At 57.4% G+C, this 23569-nt stretch carries 10 protein-coding genes; 6 read left to right on the top strand and 4 right to left on the bottom strand.

Going from position 1 to position 23569, the window contains the following annotated elements; genetic code table 11:
• Positions 1–113: 113 nt before the first annotated feature.
• Together HBO10_RS04540 and HBO10_RS04535 are read right to left on the bottom strand one after the other, a co-directional pair.
• Positions 114–515 (bottom strand): hypothetical protein, encoded by a 402-nt coding sequence (locus HBO10_RS04540; RefSeq protein WP_034126358.1) that lies wholly within the window; start codon positions 513–515, stop codon positions 114–116.
• Entirely contained in the window at positions 508–1695 is a 1188-nt protein-coding gene (locus tag HBO10_RS04535) for an MFS transporter (RefSeq protein ID WP_034126359.1), read from the bottom strand. Before HBO10_RS04535 ends, HBO10_RS04540 begins: the two co-directional genes overlap by 8 nt.
• Before the next feature lie 111 nt (positions 1696–1806).
• Here HBO10_RS04535 and HBO10_RS04530 point away from each other — a divergent pair, with 111 nt between their 5' ends.
• Complete coding sequence (locus HBO10_RS04530; RefSeq protein ID WP_034126360.1) at positions 1807–2664, top strand: LysR family transcriptional regulator; 858 nt, start codon at positions 1807–1809, stop codon at positions 2662–2664.
• Here HBO10_RS04530 and HBO10_RS04525 read toward each other — a convergent pair.
• Positions 2661–3473, bottom strand: a complete 813-nt coding sequence (locus HBO10_RS04525) for an SDR family oxidoreductase (protein ID WP_034126361.1) — start codon at positions 3471–3473, stop codon at positions 2661–2663. The genes HBO10_RS04530 and HBO10_RS04525 overlap by 4 nt on opposite strands.
• A 14-nt stretch (positions 3474–3487) precedes the next feature.
• A complete protein-coding gene (locus tag HBO10_RS04520; RefSeq protein ID WP_034126362.1) occupies positions 3488–3952 on the bottom strand; it encodes a hypothetical protein in 465 nt (154 codons plus the stop codon).
• A gap of 170 nt (positions 3953–4122) precedes the next feature.
• Here HBO10_RS04520 and HBO10_RS04515 point away from each other — a divergent pair, with 170 nt between their 5' ends.
• The 5 genes from HBO10_RS04515 (at position 4123) to HBO10_RS04495 (ending at position 23317) form a co-directional block, all read left to right on the top strand.
• Positions 4123–8307: a Tc toxin subunit A gene (locus HBO10_RS04515; RefSeq protein WP_169921936.1), complete on the top strand. Its 4185-nt coding sequence runs from the start codon at positions 4123–4125 to the stop codon at positions 8305–8307.
• Positions 8308–8343: 36 nt separating this feature from the next.
• On the top strand, positions 8344–13170 hold the full coding sequence (locus tag HBO10_RS04510) for a neuraminidase-like domain-containing protein (protein ID WP_034126363.1): 4827 nt from the start codon (positions 8344–8346) through the stop codon (positions 13168–13170).
• Between the two features lie 8 nt (positions 13171–13178).
• On the top strand, positions 13179–17717 hold the full coding sequence (locus HBO10_RS04505) for a SpvB/TcaC N-terminal domain-containing protein (RefSeq protein ID WP_186353305.1): 4539 nt from the start codon (positions 13179–13181) through the stop codon (positions 17715–17717).
• A complete protein-coding gene (locus HBO10_RS04500) occupies positions 17714–20506 on the top strand; it encodes an RHS repeat protein (RefSeq protein ID WP_169921935.1) in 2793 nt (930 codons plus the stop codon). Before HBO10_RS04505 ends, HBO10_RS04500 begins: the two co-directional genes overlap by 4 nt.
• Positions 20507–20602: 96 nt before the next feature.
• Complete coding sequence (locus HBO10_RS04495; protein ID WP_169921934.1) at positions 20603–23317, top strand: RHS repeat-associated core domain-containing protein; 2715 nt, start codon at positions 20603–20605, stop codon at positions 23315–23317.
• Positions 23318–23569: the final 252 nt, after the last annotated feature.

Genomic DNA, 23569 nt, shown 5'->3' with positions numbered 1-23569 from the left:
AACTCATAGGCGCCGCGTTCATTCAGGAAGCACGCGTTATCGTTGAGGTTTTTCGCGAGCAAGCTCGCTCCTACAGTGGGCGATGTAAGCCCCCTCATACATTTAGACCCGCGTCAGGCTTTGATAAAGGTTTCATGCAAGTGCCGCCACAGCAGCGCGCCACTGGCCTGTTTCTCGAACACCACGGTGGCGCGGCGGTCGGTCTGGGTGCCACTGTCGTCAATCTGATGCTCGCGATACGTGACCGTCGCGCCGCGTGCATGGCGGTCGATGCCGGTCATTTCACTCAGGGTGATTTTCAGTCCCGGACGCATCCCGCCCAGGCGCGTGAACAAGGCATTGACCCCGGCCGTGTTGACCCGCGTACCGGTGGCGGGCGCCACCATGCTGAACTCGGGTGAGAAGCGCGCCAGCAGATTTTCCAGCGTGCCCTCAGGCGCAACGCCGGCAAACCATTGTTCGATCTCGACGTGGGTCTGGATCACTTCTTCAAAAAAATCGCTGTAGTCAATCATGTTTGGGCTCGCTGCAAGGGTGAAGCAGCGCGCGTACCCTGGAAGAATCCAGGCGCAACACTGCGAAAAGCGGCAACAGGGTCAGAGCTGCCGCCATCGTGAAGGTAATCGCGAAGGAATCCAACGCCGACAGTACTGCACTGAGCACGGCGGCGCCCACGCAGAAACTCACTTGCCGGTTCATGTTCCACAACGCGCTGGCGTGGCCCATGCGCTCGGCGGGAATATCCAGAAAGGCCAGGGTTTGTGCGGTGCTGCTGCACAAGCTGCCGCCCAGGCCCATCAAGACGTAGGCCGCAATAATCAGCGTCGGCTCGTTGAGCAGCAGGATACCGCCGCATTGCAGCGCCATGCCGGCCAGTAACAAGGGTTTGGGGCCAAAGCGATTGAAGAGTCGCTTGCTCAGGTAGATCGCCACGGCCGAGGCCAGTGCCCACGGCAGCATGAGCGCGCCGGTCTGGGTGGCGTCATACTCCAGGCCACGCACGTAGAGGATGGCGATCAGGCTGGTGCCGATAAATACCCCCGGAATACACAGGTAAACCAGCATTGCCACGCGCAGCATCGGGCTGGCGGCTTGTTTGAACACACTGCCCAGGTCCAGGGGCGGGCGCTCGGTTAAAGGCACATCGGGTTTTATCCACAGCAGCGCCAGCAGCAGCGTCACTAGCGCCAGAGGCAGGTTGGCGTAGAAAATCCAACGCCAGGACAGGCTGTCGACAATCACCCCACCCAACGCCGGGGACAGCGCTGGCACCAGCAACGCCACCGACATCACCCGCGCTGTCAATTGGCTGCGCTCGGCCGCGGGAAAGTGTCGGTAAGCCATGGCTTGCCCCACCGGAATCAGTAAGCCGCCGCCGAGCCCCTGCAAGGCGCGCCAAGCTATCAACGCTTCGATGGAACCAGCCTGGCCGACCATCACCGATGCGCCGGCAAACAGCAGCAGGCTGGTAGCGATCAGGGTGCGCTCGCCCATGAGCGCCGCCAACCACACACTCAAGGGAATGATCACTGTCAGCCCGAGCATGTAGGCATTGCTGATCCACGCCAACTGGGTGACCGAGGCTTGCAATTCGCGAGCGATATCCGGGTAGGCGACGGTGGCGACAAACATGTTCACCAGGTCCAGGGCAAAGCCCAACAAAAAGATCCAGGCGACTTTCGAGCGGTAGGTCATGAACGCGTTCCTGCGAGTGGAGCCGGCAGGGTAGGCCGCACGCAGGGTTTGGGATACGTCGGTTTGCCTGCTAGTTTGTCAAAAATATTTTGACAAAGGAGGGCGTTCACCATGGTCAGCCTGGACCGTTTTGACACTTTCAAGGCCGTGGTCGAGGCCGGCTCGCTCACCGCTGCCGCGGACCTGCTGGGCCAGACTCGCGCCGTGGTCAGCTTCAACCTCAAGCGCCTGGAGGCGGAACTCGGCGTCACCCTGCTGACCCGCAACACCCGCCAACTGGCACTGACCGACGCGGGTGAGCGCTTCTACCTGCGCTGCACGCGCATGCTTGAAGAGGCCCGCCTGGCGGTAGAAGAAGCCCGCAGTGAACATGCCCAGCTCAAAGGCACCCTGCGCATCACCACCACTGTCGAATATGCCCTGGCCGTAGTTGCTCCGGCGGTAGAAGCCTTTCGACGCCTGCACCCGGACCTGAATATCCACTTGTCCACATCCTCCACCCACGCCGATCTGATCTCCGAACGTTTTGACGTGGCGATTCGGCTGGGGCGCTTGCTGGACTCCAATCACCGCGCCGTGCAGTTGTCCACAGTCGACGTGTTCGCCGTCGCGGCGCCGCAGTTTGCCGGGGTTCAAACCCTGGCTGAGTTGGAGCAGTTGCCCAGGCTGGGCCACGGCCGCTTGAGCGAACTGAGCGTCACCGACCCGGCAGGTCTCGAACACCCTTATCGAGCCGGCCCGTCAGCCTTGGTGGCCGACAGCGCGGCGGTCCTCCAGGCATTTGCGGTGCGCGGCCACGGTGTGGCGGTTTTACCGCAATGGTTGGTGCAGGGGGATGTCGACGCGGGACGCTTGGTGCGCCTGTTGGCGGACCACCGCTTTGCCCCGCAAGGGGTTTACGCGATGTATCCGGACACGCGGCATTTACCGCTGAAGGTGCGGGCGTTTATTGATTTCATGAAACCTTAGAGCCTACCGCCCAAGCCAAAGCGCTTCTTCAGCACCTTCTCCAACAACCCCTTGGGCAACAGCGCCGCCATCAACGGCAACGCGCGGCTGCCGTTGCCCGAACGCAACAGGCGCGGCGGTTGCGCTTGCTGCACCGCCTTGAGCACGTCTGCAGCAAACTCACTGGCCGGGGTTGGCTTGTCCTGGGACGCTTGGCTGCGTGCACGAATGCCCTCGCGCAATGGCCACCATGGCGACTGTTCCTGGATCAGTAACTCGGCCTGGGCGCCGGCATTCTTCGCAAAGCTTGTATTGATCGCACCGGGCTGCACTTCCATCACCCGCACGCCAAACGGTGCCAGCTCCATGCGCAGGGCGTCGCTCAAGGCATGTACGGCGGCTTTGGATGCGCAGTAGACGCCGGCGAACGGCGTCACCAGTACGCCGGAAACACTGCCGATATTCACCACCAGGCCCTTGCTGCGACGCAAGGCAGGGAACAGCGCCTGGGTTACGCCGACGATGGAAAACACATTGGTTTCGAATTGGCGTTGCATCGCCTCGGTACCGCCGTCGAGCAACGGGCCCATGGCGCCGTAGCCGGCGTTGTTGACCAGTACATCCAGCTCGCTCAATTGCCCGGCCAGGAGTTGTAAAGCGGCGCTGTCATTGACATCCAACTGCACAGCATTGAAGCCTGCGGCCGCGAGGGCGGCGACGTCATCGGGTTGGCGGGCGCTGGCCCATACCTCGAAGCCTGCGGCTTTGAACGCGTCGGCGAGGGCGCGGCCGATGCCGCTGGAGCAACCGGTGATCAGTACGTTGGGCATGGGTCCATCCTTTGTCAGTCCGAGAAACTGCCTTGCAGGTGCTCGGCGCGAAATTCCAGGGTTTGTGGGCGATAGCCGGGGCGCAGCGGCGGGGTGGGCAGGCAGTCATCCCAGGTGGCGCCCGCCTGCAACTCGCCGGGGCCGCGATAGCGTGGGGCGGCGTAGACATTGTCGGCCAGGTTGACCGTATCGCCCGGTGCGTAGGCGGCCACGCGCCAGCGCAGTTCGGTGAGCGGTACATCGTTGCCGTTGTTGAGGGTCAGTTTGAGCGGTCGGTCGGCGGGGCAGTCTTGCGGCGCGTAGGTGATGCGCAACTCAAGACGCGCCAGTTGTGACGCTTCGCGATTGTCCAGCCATACCACCCAAACCGCGACAAACCCCAGGCCGACGGCAGCGGCCAACGATACCGGCAGCGCCTTGGCCGGGTAGCGCAGCAGCAGGATCAGCCAGGTGATGATCAGGAGAACGCCGAAAAACATGGAGACCACCTCGAATAGGGAACGAGCATCCTAACTTAAGCGTAGGCGGGATTGGTTAGCTTGAGCATTGTGCTGGCCGGGCGCACGCCATCGCAGGCAAGCCAGCTCCCACAGGTTGACCCTATTCCAAGGGTGTACCCGGTCAAACTATGGGAGTGGGCTCGCCCGCGATGACTGACTTACTGAGCACAAGCATCGGCCTGCAAGCCATCAATGCAAGCTTCCACCAAAGCCAAGCCAGTTTCCGCCAACTGCAGACTCGTCCAATTCAGGTAGCTCTGGTGTTCGGCCGTTCCTCAGGTACCGTTCGTCGTTACTGTCAGAGTTCACAGGTTCTTTATTTTTTAGAACCACTCAGTTTGTTGGACGTAGCGGTGTATCTCTACCTGAGGGAATGCGTGGGCATGGACAACGACTCGAGAACTGACCGTCTGCTCCTTACGTTGGTCAACGAGCCCGAACGGCAAGCGGGCCTGGAAAAAGTCAGCTTCATCACCGCGATGCAGCAAATGGGCATGGCGTCGGTGTTCGACATCATCGCCCAACCCAAGCCCCACTTCGTCCAACGCCTGGGTGAGATCTGCGAGGCGGATGGCGAGGTGGCCTATGACAATGCCATGTGCTATGCGGTGCAGATCGGTCGGCTGTACCGTGAGCACCAGGTATCCAACGGCAGAACCCAGTACCAGGGCCAGCAGACCGGTGTGCGTGCGCTGGTCGATGTCGGGCCGAGTTTCCCGAACCTGTTCAAGGAAAACTGGGATGAGTTCTGCAAAGTGGGCGCGATGGCGGCGGTCGATTCGCCGGTGGCCTACCTCAGCGCTCAATATCGTTTCGCTACGCGCACCCTGGAAGGCTCCGGCCAGGGTGATCGGCCCAAGATTCTGTTGAGGACTCGGCGGCCCGATCTGGAGGGGTTGATCATTGACCAGCAAAGCACCTTTACCCCCAGACCGATGCTGGAGTTAGTCAATGAGATACTTATGGCCGACATCGCCCGGTACCGGACAGGAAAGCCGAATGCCAACAAGCCGATTTACGACGTACTGGCCGAGCGGCGCTATCCGTTCATGTTTCCGTATTACTACCCTCACCACCAATGCCGATTAGGGCTGGCCGAAAAGAAGCTTGAGTTGGGGGAGTTGAACTACCGTATCAGCTTGCAGTTGCCCATCAGCCAACGGGGCTTGAACGATTATGGCGCGGTGCAGAACACTGCAGCGCAAGCGCAACTGTTGATGTCGGGGTTAAGCCCACAGCAACAGCAACTGTTGATCGAACCTTCAATGTTCACCACGTTTTATCTATCGAAGGCTGAGCTGACGGCGGCCTGGGGAGGGCCGGGGACTTCCCATCTGAGCCCGCATTCGGCCATCAGGATTGCTTTACTGATATCCCCACAGTCAAGCCTGAAGTCTGTTGTGCCTCAGGCAGAAACCTTAGTCAACCAAGGGAATTTGACGAGCACGGCAACGATTGAATTCTCGGGGCCTGACGATGCTAAACGAGAGGGTCTTTTCTGGATTAATTCTGGGACGCCGTTATATGCGAACACGGCGAATATATGGACGCCTAATTATCTTCACCCCGCGAATACCTCAACAATCTGCACAGTTATCCGCTGGGGGGGAGAAGAACCGTTTCCGATCGAACCGGGCTATCGAGCCTCATTTACTGTCACCACCACCACGGGCACTACCGCTAGGCCAGTTTCACTGGCGGTACTCAGCTTCACCATTGTCCTGGATGAGTACGTGACATGGACGGCCGAGCAGCAGGAGTTTTTTCAGCGCAGTTACGGTCTCCAAGGTATTGGTCACGTTGACAACCCACTGGTGCAACTCGAGACCTTCATGCAACGGTCGGAGCTGGATGCCGAGCAGGTCGAGGCGCTTTTATCCCAGCGTCAGCATTTCCCCCGCGTGTCTCCCAATTGCCCCAGCGGCAACCCACAATGGACGGGGGGCGCGGGAGTCGGCAAGGCATACCCGCACGCCTCTCACTATGGCGCGTGTTATGTCAACGGTCATGGCAGTGAGCGTTATGACAGTGTTGTGCCTGCTACCGTTGTCTCGACGCGTGCGGACCAGTTCGACAATTCCATGGGCCTCAAGGAAACCACGCTCGGTAGCCGTACGGTCTGGTACCTGACTAAAACGTCCCCTCAACGGTTTGACCGCTTGCAACGCATGATTCGTCTGCAGCGCTGGCTGAAGAAAGACCTGGGTATGGACATGTCCTATGCCGAACTGGACACGCTGCTCATCTGCGCCATCCGCAGTGAGGGTGAACACAACCTGACCATGGACCTGAACAGCAATACCCTGCGGGTCCTGGGTGTTTATCGTTATTTCAGCCGACGTTATGGCATCAAGCCCGAAGAATTTGCGGCGTTCCTCCACGATCTCACGCCTTACGCCACGGGTGACAAGGTGCCGCTGTTTGACCAAGTCTTTAACCCTGCTGCGCTGTTCGATACGCCGTTGGAACTCAATAGAGCCGCCTTTAATATCAGTGGGACAGACGCTGCGAACAAAAAAATCGTCGCACAAATCTGTGCCGCGCTCGGCCTTGAGCCTACAGAGTCATCGCTTTCTCGCTTGGCCAACCAAACGAAGGATTTTGTTGGGCCGTTACTCCGCGACCTTGGCACCCTGTCCTCTCTCTACCGTCAGGCGCGTATTCCGCAAATGTTTGGCTTGTCGCCGGAGGAAGGCTGGGGCTTGGTGGATATGCTGGGGGGGCTGGAGTACCAGCGATTACTCTGTACCGGGCGCCTGCTACAACCCTCATTGTCGTCCCTCAGGCCATGGTCGTTGACTGCGCAGGGCGCCAGCGATATGAGCATCAGGCTGGTGCTGGTGGTTGATGCCGCGCATGAAGATACCTTATTGCGTCTGCTACCAGGTTCAGCCTTGTTTGTGCTGGCGGGGACCGACTTTGCATCAGCAACTGGCACGCGGGTGTTTACCCTGGAGCGGCAGCCCCAGCATTCAGACGAAGAAAACTTCGTGCGCAATCCTGACGGCAGCGCGCTTACGCTTGAACCGTTGAGCGCTGGTGGGACGTTGTCGCTCAGCGGCAAGCGCCTTTCAAGGACAGCTTGGGAGGTAATAACCAGCCAACCGTCTTCAATTCACCACCTGCAAGTAAAGTGCGGCTCGCTGCCTAAAAGACACCTACCGACCGTAGAGGCTTGGGAAGAGGATGCGATGGCGCCCGCGCCTGACGTTCTCGATGTGTTGATGCAGATGGATTGGGCCGTGAATTGGCTCAAGGACAGCAAGCAAAGTGTTACAGGGGTACGCCGCGCGTTGGGCCTGGAGCCTGGAGATTACCTGCCCCCCCAAGGCTTGGTGGACCGCTTGGGCATATTGGCCGCCGCGACGCGAGAGGTATTGATTACCGACGAGCAGATCTCGGCGCTGAATCTGCCTGTTTATGAACGACCCAAGTCCGCTGCCGCACGAGAGCCTATCAAATGGCGCGAAGTGCTGCAGTATTTGCTGGACCCGCAGGGGCTCGTGAGGCCTGTTCCGCTCACAGGTCTCGAAGACCCCCATCAGTACTTGCAAGAAGCGATTAACTATCGAGTGGGGCAGTTGAACCTCTTCCCAGATGAACGTGAGCAGAGCGTGGCGAAGCTTGTCGGCTTGTTACTGGCCGGGCATGACCGCCAACTGCGGCTGATCGAAGGTTTGGCACAAGAAATGATCAACCTGCCGATGGACCGCACCCAAGTTGTACTGCGTTGGGCACAAACCTCGGTACACGCCCTGTTGTCAGCGGTGTTGGGGCTGGCTACTGCAGCCGCCACTGACTCATTGATCAATCAACTCGAGCGTGTATTGCGTCATGGGACAGTGGTGATGGACCTGCGGTTGAGCACCAGTGCCTTGCGTGTGTTTTTGCTTAATCCGCAATGGCTGGGAGTTCCGGGTAGAAATCTGGAGTTGAACCTCAAGAGCTTCTACCTGCTGAGCCGCTACAGTCAGTGGTTTCATGGCCAAAGCCAGGCGGAGGAGGCATTGCTGGGTTATTTCATCGCGGCCAACCCCGGGAAAACAGCGCTCAAAAACAAAACATTGCGCGCTGCAGTCAGCGACCAGGCCGCTTCCGTTTTGGCCAGGCTGTTGGGGTGGCGGCAGGACGACGTGCATGAGCTTTTCCAACTGCTGGCGCAAAAGCGCGCCTGCTCCATGGCCGACATCGACTGGATCCTGCGCAGCCAAGCCACCTGTGCCGCCAGCGGGCTGGCTGCGGCGGACTTGCTCAGGGCCACAGCCCTGCACGGCGACAGTACGGGTGTGGCCTGGCAAGCGGTAGGCAATGCGGTCATGGCTGCCCGGCGCTGAGCGCCTGCGCACTTTTACGATGAATAAGGAGCGAGCATGTCCAGCTCAATCGATAGCCAGCTCAACGAAACCCTGCGCGATGCCCTGGTGGCCTACTATCTGGATGAGGTGGTACCGAACGCAGCGGAGTTTGTCGACGCCCAGTTGGGCGACAAAATCAAGACCGCCAACGACCTCTACCAATACAAGCTGCTGGATGTGCAGGTCAGCCAGGCCGTGCCCACCAGCCCGGTGGCCTCGGCCATCGCCAGTATTCAGCAGTACATCAATGCCGCGCTGATGGGCATGGAGCCGGGCTATGAAACCAAAGTGATGGAAGATCACCTGATCAGGCAGTGGCGCGAGATCGACTGCCAATACCCCATCTGGGCGGCCAACCAGCAGTTGAGCTATTACCCGGAACTGTATATCGACCCCTCGTTGCGCCTGACCAAATCCAAGTATTTCCAGCAACTGGAAAACGACCTCAATCAGAACAAGATCGAGATCGACACCACTCAGGAAGCGGTGCTGTCTTATCTGGCGAGCTTTGAGGAAGTGGCCAACCTGACGATTATCAATGGATACATCAATACCACTGATTTCAAGAATGGCATGTATTACTTTATCGGCAAGTCCCGGGCCGAGAGTGTGTACTACTGGCGCTCGGTGGATATGTCCCAGCGTACTTACATGAACCTCAACGGCACGGATCCCAACCGGCCAAAGTTCGATTATCCGCAGCCGGGGGCGTGGTCAGACTGGCACAAGGCTAACTTGCCGATTTCGGCCAGTGCGATTGAGCGCACCATCAGGCCAGTGTTGTTCAATAACCGCCTGTTTGTATTGTGGGTGGAGTGCGTGGATAACGACCCTGCTCAGATGACGGTTGAAGAAGGTTATCTCCCAGGTGGTACCCCCATACCGCCAGATCCGGGCTCACCGGTTATCAAAGTACACAGTAACCCGATGTTGCGTTTGAACATGGTCTACAAGAAGTACGACGACAGTTGGAGTATGCCGCAAACCGTCATTGAAGCCTGGAGTGGGTCACCGTTGTTCAAGACTATGGACTTGGCGGAGCAGGTTGAGAGCATTGCCGTGGCCGACAGTTCGACGATGCCGGAGTCGATGTTTGTGGCGATGTATATGGGGTATACCGCAGGTAATGCAACGGATGGTGCGGCGGATCAATATGCGTTTCTAAAAACGGCGATGATCGATAAGAACTTTAATGTAACGGCGCTGTTTCCCAATCGTGGGTATGTGCCCAGTATCGGAACTCGAAAGGAGATCAAGGCACCCCATGTCTTGAGGGTGGGAAGGTTATTTGCTCAGGATAATAAAGGGCGGTTTCAGTTCAAAGTGCCTGAGCTTAGTATAGCGCTGAAAAGTGTCGAGTCGCATCGGTCGCATCAAGAGCTGGATAACTGGAATTTTGAAGAGAGGCAGGTTTCGATTGTTAGCCCTTCCCGTGGAGATGATGTTACTTATGATAAGTCTACAGGGGAAGTGTTCTTTAAATCTAAAATATCAGCTGTATTTTCAAAGCCTCCTGATGTGACGTTTTCTATAACGGCTTTTGATTCGGAGACGCAAGATAGATATAAGCTTGAAATGGTTTTGCCCGCAAACCAAACGACGGGCTATGAGACGCTTTTGAACGGTTCTAGAATTCAAGTGTTGAGTGGTTCGCAGTTTAGTGGTGGGGGGAGGTGTAGGGTTAGTTTGATATCTTCTCGTACTAATGGATACGTTGGAAGCGGGTTATTGTCTTATTTCTTGCGTGACACATATGATGCTCATTATTGTACTCTTGGTCTGCCGGATGCAAATGGTTTTATATCAATATCTTCTAAGATTGCTGTGCTGGTGCGTGATTATTTGATGCACACCGGTTTAGTATTAAAAACAGTGCAGACGGATTGGCCTGCTGGATTCCGTCACGCTGAGGTCCAGGAGTTTATAAGGCCCCCTACTTATGTTTTTCAGCACGTTATTCTGCGACCTCTGAATCTGAGTGATCCGATGGCAGCTAATCCTGGCGCGGCGTCACTTTGGCACTCCGGTGGATTCGCAGTAATAAATCCACCCGACACCCATACATTAAAGCTCCCCATTAACCCTGAAACCCTGTTGCCTGACTGGCCGGGAGCCTGGCCCATCGGCTCAAAAAAAATTCCGATTATCCATGGTATCAAGGTGTTCAACGGTACCACCTGGCAGGTTTTGGGACATGCCCTGAAAATGACCTACGTAGAACTGGAGCTTGTCGCGCAAGTCACCACACCGCTGATCGCCCCTCGCATCAACACCCGTGCCAGCCCAACTCTGGGCATCGCCGAATTCATCGATTTCACCAACTCTGGCATCAAGCTAAACGATGCCGGCACCGCTCCACGCCAACCCATCCGCATGAATACATTGTTTGCACGCGAGTTGATCAACCGCGCCAATATCGCCCTGGAAAACCTGCTGTCCTGGGATACTCAGCTCCTTGAAGAGCCCCCTCTCAATCCACCAGCGGCCATTAACCAGATGGATTTTCACGGTGCCAACGGCTTGTATTTCTGGGAGTTGTTCCTGCACCTGCCTTTCATGGTCAGCCACCGTCTGAACCAGGAGCAAAACTTCGAAGGCGCCGAACAGTGGCTGGGCTTTATCTTCGACCCTTCGCGCAAAAAAGACGAGAAGGGCCGTCCGGCCTACTGGAACGTACGGCCTTTGATGGATGACCCGGTAGAAATGGACTACGTGTCGCGCAAACCCGCCGATCCGGACGGTATCGCTAGCAGCCACCCGGTGCGTTATCGCAAGGCGATCTACATGTTCTACATCAAGAACCTGCTGGACCGGGGTGACGCCGCCTACCGGCAACTGACCCCCGACAGCCTCGTAGCGGCCAAGCTGTGGTACGTGCGCGTGCTTGACCTGCTGGGGCCGCGCCCTGATATCAACGTGGTGGACCATTGGCAACCGATCCCCCTGAAAACCCTGAGCGACGCCACCAACTCAAAATTGCGCGAGTTCGAACAGCGCCTGATCCGGCAGGACCAACTACGCGAAGAGAGTGCCGCGGCCAACGATGGCGAGTCGCTCTACCACTTCGCCGAACCGCCGCTGTACCTGCGCACTTTCGCGCCCGACCCTACCCTGCTTGATCTGGATAACAGATACCTGCGCTTGCCCTTCAACCGTGAGTTGGTCCAGAACTGGGATACCGCCGAGGCGCGCCTGGACAACCTGCGCAACAACCGTACGCTGGACGGCAAGCCGCTGATGCTGCCCTTGTTTGCCGCCCCCTTGAACCCGCGCGATCTGCTGGCGGCGTTCGGTCAGGGCGCGGCCTCCGGTGGTGCCGCGCGGTTGTTGGCCCAGGAGGTGCCACCTTATCGCTACAGTGTGATGCACAACCGTGCAAGCAGTGCTGTGGAAACCCTGATCCAATTTGGCAATACGTTGTTGTCATTGATCGAGCGCAAGGAACAGGCGCAACTGCAGGAGCTGCAATACCACCAGGCTTGGGAGTTCGCCCAATTTGCGGTGGACCTTCAGCAGCAGGCACAAAAGATCGACCTTGAGCAGAAAAAAGCGCTGGAGGCGAGTAAGGCACTGGCTCAGGGACGCCTGGATTTCTACCGTAAGTTGGCCGATGAAGTGGTGAATGCCGGTGAAAAAGCTGCTGCAGCGCTGCACTTGGAAGGGCGGGTGTTGGACAACATCAGTCAGGTGGCCAATGCCGTTGGCAGTGGCCTGAAGGCCCCCCCCAATTCGGCTGGCGGCGGCGGCGGGGCTCACGCGGGTTTGACTAATGGTGCCGTTGCCGTAGCGTCCTCCGGGGGATGGCGCCTGGAGGGCGTCGCCGAAATGGTCAGTGCCTATTCTTCAGCCAGGGCCGCGATGCTCCATACCATTGCGGAGGCGACGGACCGCGCTGAAAACTTTCGCCGTCGCCACCAGGAATGGATGCAAGCCGGTGACCAAGCCACGCTGGAAATTGCCCAGATCGAGGCACAAATGCAAGTGCTTGAAGCACAGGCCCGCGCTACCACTCTGCAATTGAACCAGGCCCGCGTCGCCCAGGATCAGGCGTTGGCCAGCTATGATTTTCTGCGTACCCGTTTCAGCAATGCGCAACTCTATCAATGGCTCAACGGCCAGTTCGCGACCTTCTATTACCAGGCCTACGATGCCACCTTGGCGCTGTGCCTGGCCGCTGAAGCCTGTTGGCAATTTGAACTCGCCGACTTCAGCACGCGCTTTATCCAGGCGGGCGTCTGGAAGGACAGCTACCGAGGCTTGAGCGCCGGCGAGGCGTTGAAGTTGTCCTTATTGAAAATGGACTCGGCGTACCTGAGTCGCAATGAACGACGGTTGGAGATCACCAAGACGGTGTCCCTGCGCCAACTCAAGGACAAGGATCCGACCTCCGCCATCAATCAGGACTGGGACACCATCAAGCTTGGCCTGATAGACAACTGCCGCGTCGATTTCCAGCTGACGCAGCCCATGTTCGACAGCAATTACCCTGGGCATAGCGTGCGCCGGATCAAACGTATCAGCGTATCGTTGCCTGTGGTCCTGGGGCCCTACGAAGACATTCACGCCACCTTGACCCAAACCTACAGTGCCGTGCAGATAGGCGACACCCTCAAGGAAAACCTGCGGGCCAGCCAGCAAATCGTTTTGTCTGGCGGGGTGGATGACGATGGGCTGTTCACTTTCAGTTTCGATGATGAGCGTTATTTGCCCTTTGAGGGTACGGGCGCTATTTCAGGCTGGGCGTTGGAATTCACCTCTACTGACGTTGCGGCGCGAAACCGTCTGTTCGAATCGCTGACCGACATCATCCTGAAGCTGCATTACACGGCCAAGGCTGGCTAGGAGCAAGCATGGTGAACCATGACGAGTCGCTGCAAATCGCCGCGCCGTCCCTGCCCAAGGGCGGTGGCGCCATCCAGAGTATAGGCAATGGCCTGGGACCGGTCGGTATCAGCGGTAGTGCATCGTTCGAGTTGCCCTTGCCAATCTCCCCAGGGCGGGGTTTTGCCCCGGACCTGACGCTGGGTTACAGCAGCACCAACGGCAACAGCTCGTTCGGAATAGGCTGGGGCAAGACGCCCAATGCGATCACTCGACGAACGTCCACAGGGGTGCCGGCGTATACCGATGAAGACGTGATCCTGGGGCCGGATGGGGAGCCCTGGATGCCGGAGCGCAACCCGAGGACGGGTACAGAGGTTTCAAGGGTCGAGACGGCCTATAACGGCTTGCCGGTGGGGCCTTACACCGTTGTACGCTACTGGCCTCGCACCGAAGGCGCATTTGCACTGATCGAGCGTTGGTCCGATACCGACGACCCGGGGGGGTTCTGGCTGATTCACAGTGCGGACGGCAATCTGCACCTGTACGGCAAAACCGCTGCTTCACGACGTGCCGACCCGGATGTCGATGCGTGTGTGGGGGAATGGCTGCTCGAAGAAAGCCTCAACCCGCGTGGCGAGCACATTGTCTACCATTATCAGGCCGACGATCACGCAGGTGCCCAGCGTTACTTGAGCAAGGTGCTTTACGGCAATGCGCTCGCCGATGACCAGCTGTATGCGTGGCGCGTTGAGGCTGGGCAAGGTGTGCTATGGCATTTTCATCTGGTGTTCGACCATGGTGAGCGTCCTACTGCCCTCATGACCGCTCCTCCTTATGAGGCCACCCAGGCATGGCCTGGACGCAGCGATCCGTTCTCCAGCTATGCCTATGGTTTTGAGCTCAGGACGCGGCAACTGTGTCGGCAGGTGCTGATGTTCCACTACTTTCCCGATGAGCCAGACATGGGGCCGGCGCCCGTGCTGGTGCGCCGACTACTGCTTGAATATCGGCCATCGCCACTGGGTTATAGCCTGCTGCATGCTGCCCATGAACAAGCCATTGACCGGGCGGGGAAGGTACAGAGTCGGCCACCGTTGGAGTTCATCTATAACGCGTTCGAGCTCGCACCGGATCCACGGCGCTATCAGCCATTTGAAACAATGCCGGGTCTTGACGACGGCCAGCGTTATCAATTTGTCGACCTGTACGGCGAAGGTTTTCCGGGCATTTTGTATTCTGACGATAAAGCCTGGTATTACCGCGCACCTATGCGGGCCAAGGCGGCGAGCCACCCTGACGACGTGGCCTATGACGATTGGCATGAGTTGCCAGAGATTCCGATAGCCGACCGCCTGCAGGCACCCCGACAGTTTTTAAGCGACCTCACTGGTGATGGCTGCCTTGAATGGGTCGTAGCCCAGCCTGGGCTGTGTGGTTTTTTTACCTGCAACCCGGACCGCAGTTGGTCGAGCTTCGCGACCGTGGATGCCTTCCCTCACGAGTTTTTCCATCCTCAGGGGCAATTGGCCAATCTGATGGGGGGCGGCTTGTCTGACTTGGCGATGATCGGCCCGCGCAGCGTACGTTTGTATGCCAACCAGCGGCAAGCGGGGTTTGCCCCCGCCACCCAGGTTAAGCGCAAGGAAGGCGAGGATGATCTGCCGTTGATCAGTAACGCCGCCACCGAGTTGGTCGCCTTCAGTGACGTGCTCGGCAGCGGCCAGCAGCATCTGATCCGCATCCGCCACGACCGGCTTGAATGCTGGCCCAACCTGGGGCGAGGCCGCTTTGGTAAAGGGTTCAGGTTCAGCACGCTGGGTTTTGCTTATGACGAGTTCGATGCATCGCGGGTCTTGCTCGCGGATCTGGACGGCTCCGGTGCCGCAGACCTGATCTACTTGAAAGCCGAGTGCGCGCTGGTGTTCATGAACCGTTGTGGCAACGGCTTTGACGACGCCGTCGAGCTTCCTTGGCCCAAAGACGTTCGCTATGACAGATTTTGCCAGGTGAGTACCGCTGACCTGCAAGGGCTGGGCTGCTCCAGTCTGGTGTTGACGGTGCCGCATATGTCGCCCATGCATTGGCGGTATGACTTTGTCGCAGCCAAACCCTATTTGTTATGTGCAACCAATAACAACCAGGGCGCCGCCGCGAGCGTGAAATATCGCAGTTCGGCCCAGGAGTGGCTGGATGAAAAGCAGCAATTGCTCGCGAGCAATCAACCGGCCGTGTGTCGTTTACCTTTTCCCGTGCCGGTGGTGAGTGAGCAGGTTCAATGTGACGAAATCACGGGTAATCGGCTGACGCAACGGTTCGAATATCGAAAAGGCTTTTACGACGGACAGGTACGAACGTTTCGAGGTTTTGCCCTGCTCCTGGCGACTGATACCGACGCTGCTGCCGAGGCATCACCGGAGTCGGGTTTCAGTGAGCCGGTATTGCGCAAGACCTGGTTTCATGTCGGACAGGTGATCGACCCAGCGTGCGATGAGTATTTCAACGGTGATCGGGCTGCTCACCCCTTGGGAGCAACCTTGCTTAGCCATTATCACGAAGCCGACGGTGTCGATGAACTCGTCGTACCCCAGGCCGATGAGTTGCCTGGCATGCTCCAAGCACTGGCAGGCCAGGTATTGCGTGTGGAAACCTATGGAGGGCGCAACGCAGGTGACGTCCCCTATAGCGTCGAGCAAAACCGCTACCTGGTACGCGTGCTGGATCGGCCAGTAGGCGGTCAATTCGCACCTTACAAGGTGATGCTGGCGTTATCGTTGGAGTCGATCGCCTACCAGTACGAGCAACAGGTCGATGACCCGCAGTGCCAGCACGGGATCAACCTGCGCTGGGATGCCTTTGGCAGCCTGACCCATGGCGTCAGGGTCAGTTATGCCCGGCGCCTGACGGCCCAGGATGATCCGGCCTGCCAGGTGGACCCGAATGAAATCACACCGCAGAAACGCTGGTGGTGTGATGCCCATGATTCGGCGCAGCAGGTTTACTACCTGAGTGAAAGCCTGGCGCGGTTTATTCACCTGACACACCCACAGGGCTGGCGCCTGGCCCTGCCTTTTCAGCAACGTGACAACGCGCTGGTGCTGGGTAAGGGCTCTGGTCCCAACGGCTTGCAACCCGACGCGATCAGCTATGAAGCCTTTATCGCGCAAACCGCCGCAAACCCCTTGAATCCCCAAGCTCAGCGAACACTGGTGGGGCAGTCGGTGCAGCGCTACCGGGACTTGTCCGGGGTTCACCCCTTACCGGATGGAGAGGCCATGTTCCTGGCCTTGGCCGATGAGTTGGAAATTGCCGAGCTGGATGAGACAGCGCTCAAGGCGTACGACTTGCTGCGCAATGACGAGGGTGAAATGCCGTTTGACCTGGAGCAAAAACTCCTGGAGGTCGGGTACCACAAAATGCGCCTGGTTCTGCCGTCCATCGACGGGGCGCAAGCGCCATTGTGGTCGGTCAAGCGCGGTTTCAATACCTACGCCGGCCTCGCGGGTTTCTATAACGTCATCACCGTGCAGCAAACCCGCAGTCATGGTGTGACCCATCTGAGTTACGACCGCTATGGCTGCCTGAATACTCGGGTACGCCTACCTGACGGCTGTGAGACGCGTGTGGATTCGATTGACTATCGCTTGCTGCAACCGGCGCGCATTATCGACCCCAATCAAAACACTCAGGAGGTGCTTTACGGGGCATTCGGCCAGGTGATCGCCACCAGTTTTTTCGGCACCGAACGTGGTCAACCCGTGGGCTTTGCGTCGCTCGATGACTACCGTCCTCCACTCGGCGGCACACCTGGCCAAATCATTGATGCACCGGCCGCGGCGTTGCAGGATGCCGCCACTGCGCACTTTGCCGACCCGTTCAGTTGGATGGGCCGAGTGCCTGACGCCGACCTGCAGGATCGCCAATGGCTGGACGAATGCGTAGCGCAGGGCGACCTGCTACCCAGCGGGCATATTCGTGTGTCGGCCCGTTTGCTCTCGCCATCCCATGCATTGACGCCCGCGCGACAACGCCTGTTGAGCTTGATCCCTCAGGTGCGCCGCGAGCCTGTTCACGCCGTTACCTTGCAGGCTGATCGCTACCCGCTCGATCCGGAAAAACAAATCCGCGTCGCCTTGAGCTGTTGGGACGGTTTCGGTCGCGCCTTGCAGAGCAAGCAAAAGGTCGAGCGCGGTTATGCCTACCATGTACAGGAAGATGGCTCGTTGGCGCTTGACGGCAATTGTCGGCCGGTGACGGTACAGGATGTTGAGCGCTGGCGGGTCAGCGAGCGGGTCGAGTACAACAACAAGGGGCTGATTGTGCGCATCTACAGGCCCTATTTTGCCGATCATCATCGCTACATCAACGATGTCAGCTTCAGGCAACACGGTTACAGCGACCGACAATTCTATGACCCGTTGGGCCGTCCTACTCGTACCGTCCTCGCCAAGGAGGACTACCTGCGGCGTCATACCTACTGGCCTTGGTACAGCATTTACGAGGATGAAAACGACACCTATGAAGAGGTGATGGCGATGAAAGAGGCCCGGGGGAAGACATTGCAATGACCGCCCTTGCGCTGCACCGGCAGACCCCAGGCCTGAGTGTGAGCGACCCTCGCGGGCTGACGGTGCGCACGGTGCGCTATTGGCGTGAGAGTGGGCGGGAGCAGGCGCAGGCAAGGAGCAGTCGTAGTGGCTTCGACGGTGCGGGCCGAGTCGTGGCCGAGTGGGACCCGCGTTTGGTGGAGCGGGCCAACCTGACGCAGGTTTACTCGCTTGGCAGCAAGGTACTGGGCTCCCACAGCGTTGATGCAGGATGGCGTGTCAGCCTGTTCACGCAGGCGGCTGAACAGGTGCAAGCGTGGGACGCTCGCGGTAATGAGCGACAGGTTGAATACGATAGTTTGCTAAGGCCTGTGGCGGTGTTCGAGCAAGCTGCGTGCGTCGAACGTCATCACTACGCCGATGCGTCGCCGCACTATGCCGCGCACAACCAATGCGGCCAGTTGATCCGCCACGACACCCCGGCTGGAACGCAGCATTTCAATGAGTTCGGCTTGACCGGCGCGGTGCTGGAACAGCATCAACACTTTCTGCAAAGCCTGGATATGCCCGATTGGCCACTGCCCCTTGATGAGAGAGATGATTTGCTTGAACAAGCAGCCGGTGCTCGCAGCGCTTTGCTGCTCAACCCGTTGGGCGATGTGCTGGAGCAAACCGATGCGCGGGGCAATCGGCAGCGTTTCACTCACACCATCGACGGCCGATTGCGCGAGGCCTGGCTGCAGCTGAAAAACGCGACCGCCGCGCAGCGGCTGGTACATGACATTCACTACAACGCTCAAGGACAGATAGAACAGCAAACGGCAGGCAACCAGGTCACCAGTCGGTTTGATTACTGCCCGAAAGACGGGCGATTGAACCGTCTGAGCGCTGCCGGGCCTAGCGACGAACCGCTACAGGATTTGCACTACGTCTATGACCCGGTGGGCAATATCCTTAGCCTTGAAGACAAGGCACTGCCGGTGCGCTTCTTTGCCAACCAACGCATCGAGCCGATCAACCGCTATACCTACGACAGTCTTTACCAGTTGATCGAAGCCACCGGCTGGGAGGCCGGCAGCGCTAATCGCGGGCCTGCTCATCTCGAGGATCCGGCTGCCGTGGCTAACTATCGTCAAACCTATCGCTACGACGCTGGCGGCAATTTGCTCGAGCTGATCCACCACGGCCCACAGCAACATGGGCGTGTGTTGACGGCGGCCAAGCACAGTAATCGCTGCCTGCCCGAGGTGGGCGGGAGGCCACCGACCGAAGCGGAGATTGCCGAAGCCTTCGATGCCAACGGCAACCTGTTGATGTTGGACCGGGGCCGAACACTGAGTTGGGATGCACGTAACCAACTGAGCCATGTGCATATGGTGGAGCGCACGTTGCGCCTCAATGACACCGAGCGCTACGTCTACGGTGCCGACGGCATGCGCCAGCGCAAGGTGCGCACAGCACAAACCAACGCCCGCACGGTGATCAGCGAGACGTGCTATTTACCCGGTCTGGAAACCCGCACGATTGATGACGAAAAACTGTATGTCGTCACTGTTCAGGCCGGCCGCACCACGGTGCAGGTGTTGCACTGGGAGGGCGCGGTGCCGCGTCAACTGGCCAATGATCAATACCGCTACAACCTGAACGATCATTTGGGGTCCTGCTCGCTGGAGCTGGACAGTGAAGCGCGGATCATCAGCCGCGAGACTTATCATCCGTTTGGCAGTACGGCGTTCACTGAGAGGGGAGACTCGAGCGAGCAGAGTTATCGCACGTTGCGTTATTCGGGTAAGGAGCGGGATGCGACCGGCCTTTATTATTACGGTCTGCGCTATTACATGCCCAGGTTTCAGCGCTGGATTAACCCGGACCCCGTGGGTGTCAGTGATGGTTTAAATGTATTCGCCTTTCTAGGCGGTAATCCCATTGGTTATCGAGACGCTGTGGGTGAGAAGCGCGAGCCGGTGAATAAAGATATCCACTTGATATGGGTGGGCGAGTCAGCGGAAGCGTTGGCGGCGCATGTCAGCAATATTAATAATACTGTCGAGCAGGCGAGCGGGTATAAAGTTCATCTTTATCTTGAGTCAGGTAACGAGGATGCATTTGCGAATGTCCTACAGGATCTTAAAGCTCATAATGTTGTCTATTTGAGAGAGGAGAAACTCTTCAGGAAATTCAAAAAAAGTCCAGTGGGGGCTATTTATAAAGACTTCAGGTCGGGAGATCCAAAAAACTTTGCGTTTGCGGTGGATACGCTACGGCCCTATTTGGTTCGCAAGAAAGGAGGGCTCTACTCCGATGTCGATGACCAGTATCTCGGTGCTGAGAGTGAAGGGCACGAGCGCCTGGGCGACACGACGCTTTATGCAAGACCCGACGAAATAATCACAAACTCACCTGTTCGGGTGCCTTGGGAAAATAGGGGCTCCAGAAATGCGGTGCTGATAAACAATAGCTCGTTTGCCGCGCATGCTGGAAACAAAACACTGAAGCATATCGAGAAAGAAATGGTCGTGCGTTATAAAGAAGTTGTTAAGTCTGAAGAGTATACGGATGGTCACGGTCGCATCGGAGCCGGGATACTCGAGTTGGAAACACCTGAGCGAATAAAGTTAATGAGTTCGATGGTAGGTCCAAAGGTGTTTAGCTCGATCATAAGAGAATATGATAGTGAGGCTAATGATATCGTTCGTCAGGCTATATTGGTCGAGTCGGGAGGCGACGTTCAGGGCTTTAATGATCGTAGAAATGAAAAGATGCCGCTTAGACGCTTCATTAAGGTAGGTAGTGCAAACTCTTGGAAATAAAATCCCCATGAGCGCTATTAACCACGAACTTCGAACGGAGATGGCCGGTGTGAAATGAATTTTATGTCGGCAATCCTCAAGTAGAGAGACTCAGCCATGCTCAGCTTGAATAGCCATACCCCCACATTGACTGTTACCGATCCGAGAAGTCTACCCGTTCGCTCGGTGAAGTATTTACGATCGACTGCCGGCCAAGCGGCACAGGCACACATCGACCGCACTGCGCATGACGCGGTAGGCAGAGCGACAGCGCGCTGGGACCCGCGTCTGCAGTCGGTGCAAAAAGACGACCCGCAGGTGCCTGCCAACCTGAATATCCTTCACTCGCTTGGCGGCCAAGTATTGTTGATTCAAAGCGTCGATGCGGGTTGGGATGTTCAACTGTTCGGTGAGGCTGGGCAGGGTGTGCAGTTCTGGAATGGGCGCGGTAGTCAACGCCGCGTAGTATTCGATGCGCTACTGCGACCTGTGGCGATTATTGAAAATTCAGCCTGCACCGAGCGCTTTGCATACGGGATGGCTGAGCCGACTGCGGCTGAACGTAATCAATGTGGGCGGGTGGTGCGCCAAGATGACCCGGCCGGTACTCGTCATTTCGACTACTACGGGGTAGGTGGCGAGCCGATAGCGCAAACCCAGCGTTATCTGCAAAGCCTGGATATGCCTGATTGGCCACTGCCCCTTAATGAGCGGGATGATTTGCTTGAGCAAGCAGCCGGTGCTCGCAGTACTTTGCAGTTCAACCCGGTGGGCAATGTGCTGGAGCAAACCGATGCGCAGGGTAATCGGCAGCGTTTCAATCACACCATCGACGGCCGATTGCGCGAGGCCTGGCTGCAGCTGAAAAACGCGACCGCCGCGCAGCGGCTGGTACATGACATTCACTACAACGCTCAAGGACAGATAGAACAGCAAACGGCAGGCAACCAGGTCACCAGTCGGTTTGATTACTGCCCGAAAGACGGGCGATTGAACCGTCTGAGCGCTGCCGGGCCTAGCGACGAACCGCTACAGGATTTGCACTACGTCTATGACCCGGTGGGCAATATCCTTAGCCTTGAAGACAAGGCACTGCCGGTGCGCTTCTTTGCCAACCAACGCATCGAGCCGATCAACCGCTATACCTACGACAGTCTTTACCAGTTGATCGAAGCCACCGGCTGGGAGGCCGGCAGCGCTAATCGCGGGCCTGCTCATCTCGAGGATCCGGCTGCCGTGGCTAACTATCGTCAAACCTATCGTTATGACGCCGCAGGTAATCTGTTGGAGCTGATCCACCACGGCCCACAGCAACATGGGCGTGTGTTGACGGCGGCCAAGCACAGTAATCGCTGCCTGCCCGAGGTGGGCGGGAGGCCACCGACCGAAGCTGAGATTGCCGAAGCCTTCGATGCCAGCGGCAACCTGTTGATGTTGGACCGGGGCCGAACACTGAGTTGGGATGCACGTAACCAACTGAGCCATGTGCATATGGTGGAGCGCACGTTGCGCCTCAATGACACCGAGCGCTACGTCTACGGTGCCGACGGCATGCGCCAGCGCAAGGTGCGCACGACGCAAACCAACGCCCGCACCTTGGTCAGTGAGACCCGATATCTACCAGGGCTGGAAACGCGCGATGGGGATGGCGAGAAACTGCACGTCGTCACCGTCCAGGCCGGCCGCACCACGGTGCAGGTGTTGCATTGGGAAGGCGCGGCGCCGCAGCAACTGGCGAATGATCAATACCGTTACACCCTTAGCGATCATCTGGGCTCTTGTTCGCTGGAACTGGACAGTGAAGCGCGGATCATCACTCGCGAGACGTATCATCCGTTTGGTACGACGGCCTTCACGCAGAAGGGTGATTCGAGCGAAGAGAGTTATCGCACGTTGCGTTATTCGGGCAAGGAGCGGGATGCGACGGGGCTCTACTACTATGGGTTCAGGTACTACGTGCCGTGGTTACAGCGATGGAGTAATCCCGACCCTGCAGGTGAAGTGGATGGGCTTAATCGCTATGAGATGGTGCGCAATAACCCAGTGACGTTCACAGATATCCTTGGGCTTTCACCCACCGTGTGGTTTACCTATGTTGATGGTCAAGAGCGGGCGTTAAGTGATAATGAACTGAGAGCTGCGTTTAGCGATGGGACACCTAAGATCATATTCTCGGGGGATGGCCACGCCAGTCCCTCATTTGCTTACGCCTCGGATATACCTGATGTAATGGCTGCAAACAGAAACGGTGCGCTAAGTTTGTATGTGGAAGCCACTCCAACTGACGCAGCCATTAAGGTTGAAAAATTCATTCCTGAATTTATCGACAAAAATAAAAGCGCGGTGATTGGGTGGGAACCAGAAGAACTCTCGACTTCGATGCTAGAGCTCTTTATCATCGCGATGGAACATTCTGAGTCGAGTGTAATCTCGTCGGGCGCGGTTTTGGATGATGTCGAGATGCTTGGAGCGAAAGTTACCAGCCAGTTATTTATGCAGGCTGAAGAGTTAGCCAAGGAGTTTTCATTGGTTATTTCAGACTTTACAAAGCCGGAAGGTTATCCCGAGAGTACCGTTGAGCGATTAAGAACTATCACCTCGTCGGTTTGGAGGGATGAATTCATTAACCCGTATCTGGCGGAAAAAGTCGGGGTTGAGGCGAGTGCAAATAATGACCGTACATTTATGGTTTCAGTAGGGTTTGCCCACCTGGATGTTCGCTACAATCCGGTTCAGCAGATATTGAACGAAATAAGAGAGACTCATGGCTTTCAACAACGAATCTTTTTTAATCGATCCAACAACCCTATAGTAGTTAAAGCAGAGCAATAATTTTTTAATCAATAAAGGGTGTTTGCACTCAGTAAAAGCGTTCCCGCCACTAGCGATGGATCAGTGGTGTGCTGTCTGCCGACATCATGAGCCCACAAAGTTTTTCCGTAATCTATGGGGGCCGTCAAGCTGTGAAAAGGGCTCCCGAAGAAGACTGAACAGGCACTGCAAAGCCTAAATAAAAAGCCCCCACCCAACCCACTCATAGCTGACATGGATCTTCTGAAAAAGAAGGGATCCTATGAATCACTG

Source organism: Pseudomonas sp. WS 5503 (assembly GCF_012985385.1).
In the GTDB taxonomy this organism is placed as follows: Bacteria; Pseudomonadota; Gammaproteobacteria; order Pseudomonadales; family Pseudomonadaceae; genus Aquipseudomonas; species Aquipseudomonas paracarnis.
The sequence above is the reverse complement of the archived record's forward strand: the minus strand, read 5'-3'. Positions and strand labels throughout refer to the sequence as shown.

Excerpts from the sequence above, each read along its gene's own strand:
- HBO10_RS04495 (WP_169921934.1), top strand. The coding sequence starts at position 20,603 with ATGCTCAGCTTGAATAGCCATACCCCCACATTGACTGTTACCGATCCG.
- HBO10_RS04510 (WP_034126363.1), top strand. The coding sequence starts at position 8,344 with ATGTCCAGCTCAATCGATAGCCAGCTCAACGAAACCCTGCGCGATGCC.
- HBO10_RS04500 (WP_169921935.1), top strand. The coding sequence starts at position 17,714 with ATGACCGCCCTTGCGCTGCACCGGCAGACCCCAGGCCTGAGTGTGAGC.
- HBO10_RS04525 (WP_034126361.1), bottom strand. The coding sequence starts at position 3,473 with ATGCCCAACGTACTGATCACCGGTTGCTCCAGCGGCATCGGCCGCGCC.
- HBO10_RS04505 (WP_186353305.1), top strand. The coding sequence starts at position 13,179 with ATGGTGAACCATGACGAGTCGCTGCAAATCGCCGCGCCGTCCCTGCCC.
- HBO10_RS04540 (WP_034126358.1), bottom strand. The coding sequence starts at position 515 with ATGATTGACTACAGCGATTTTTTTGAAGAAGTGATCCAGACCCACGTC.
- HBO10_RS04520 (WP_034126362.1), bottom strand. The coding sequence starts at position 3,952 with ATGTTTTTCGGCGTTCTCCTGATCATCACCTGGCTGATCCTGCTGCTG.
- HBO10_RS04535 (WP_034126359.1), bottom strand. The coding sequence starts at position 1,695 with ATGACCTACCGCTCGAAAGTCGCCTGGATCTTTTTGTTGGGCTTTGCC.
- HBO10_RS04515 (WP_169921936.1), top strand. The coding sequence starts at position 4,123 with ATGACTGACTTACTGAGCACAAGCATCGGCCTGCAAGCCATCAATGCA.
- HBO10_RS04530 (WP_034126360.1), top strand. The coding sequence starts at position 1,807 with ATGGTCAGCCTGGACCGTTTTGACACTTTCAAGGCCGTGGTCGAGGCC.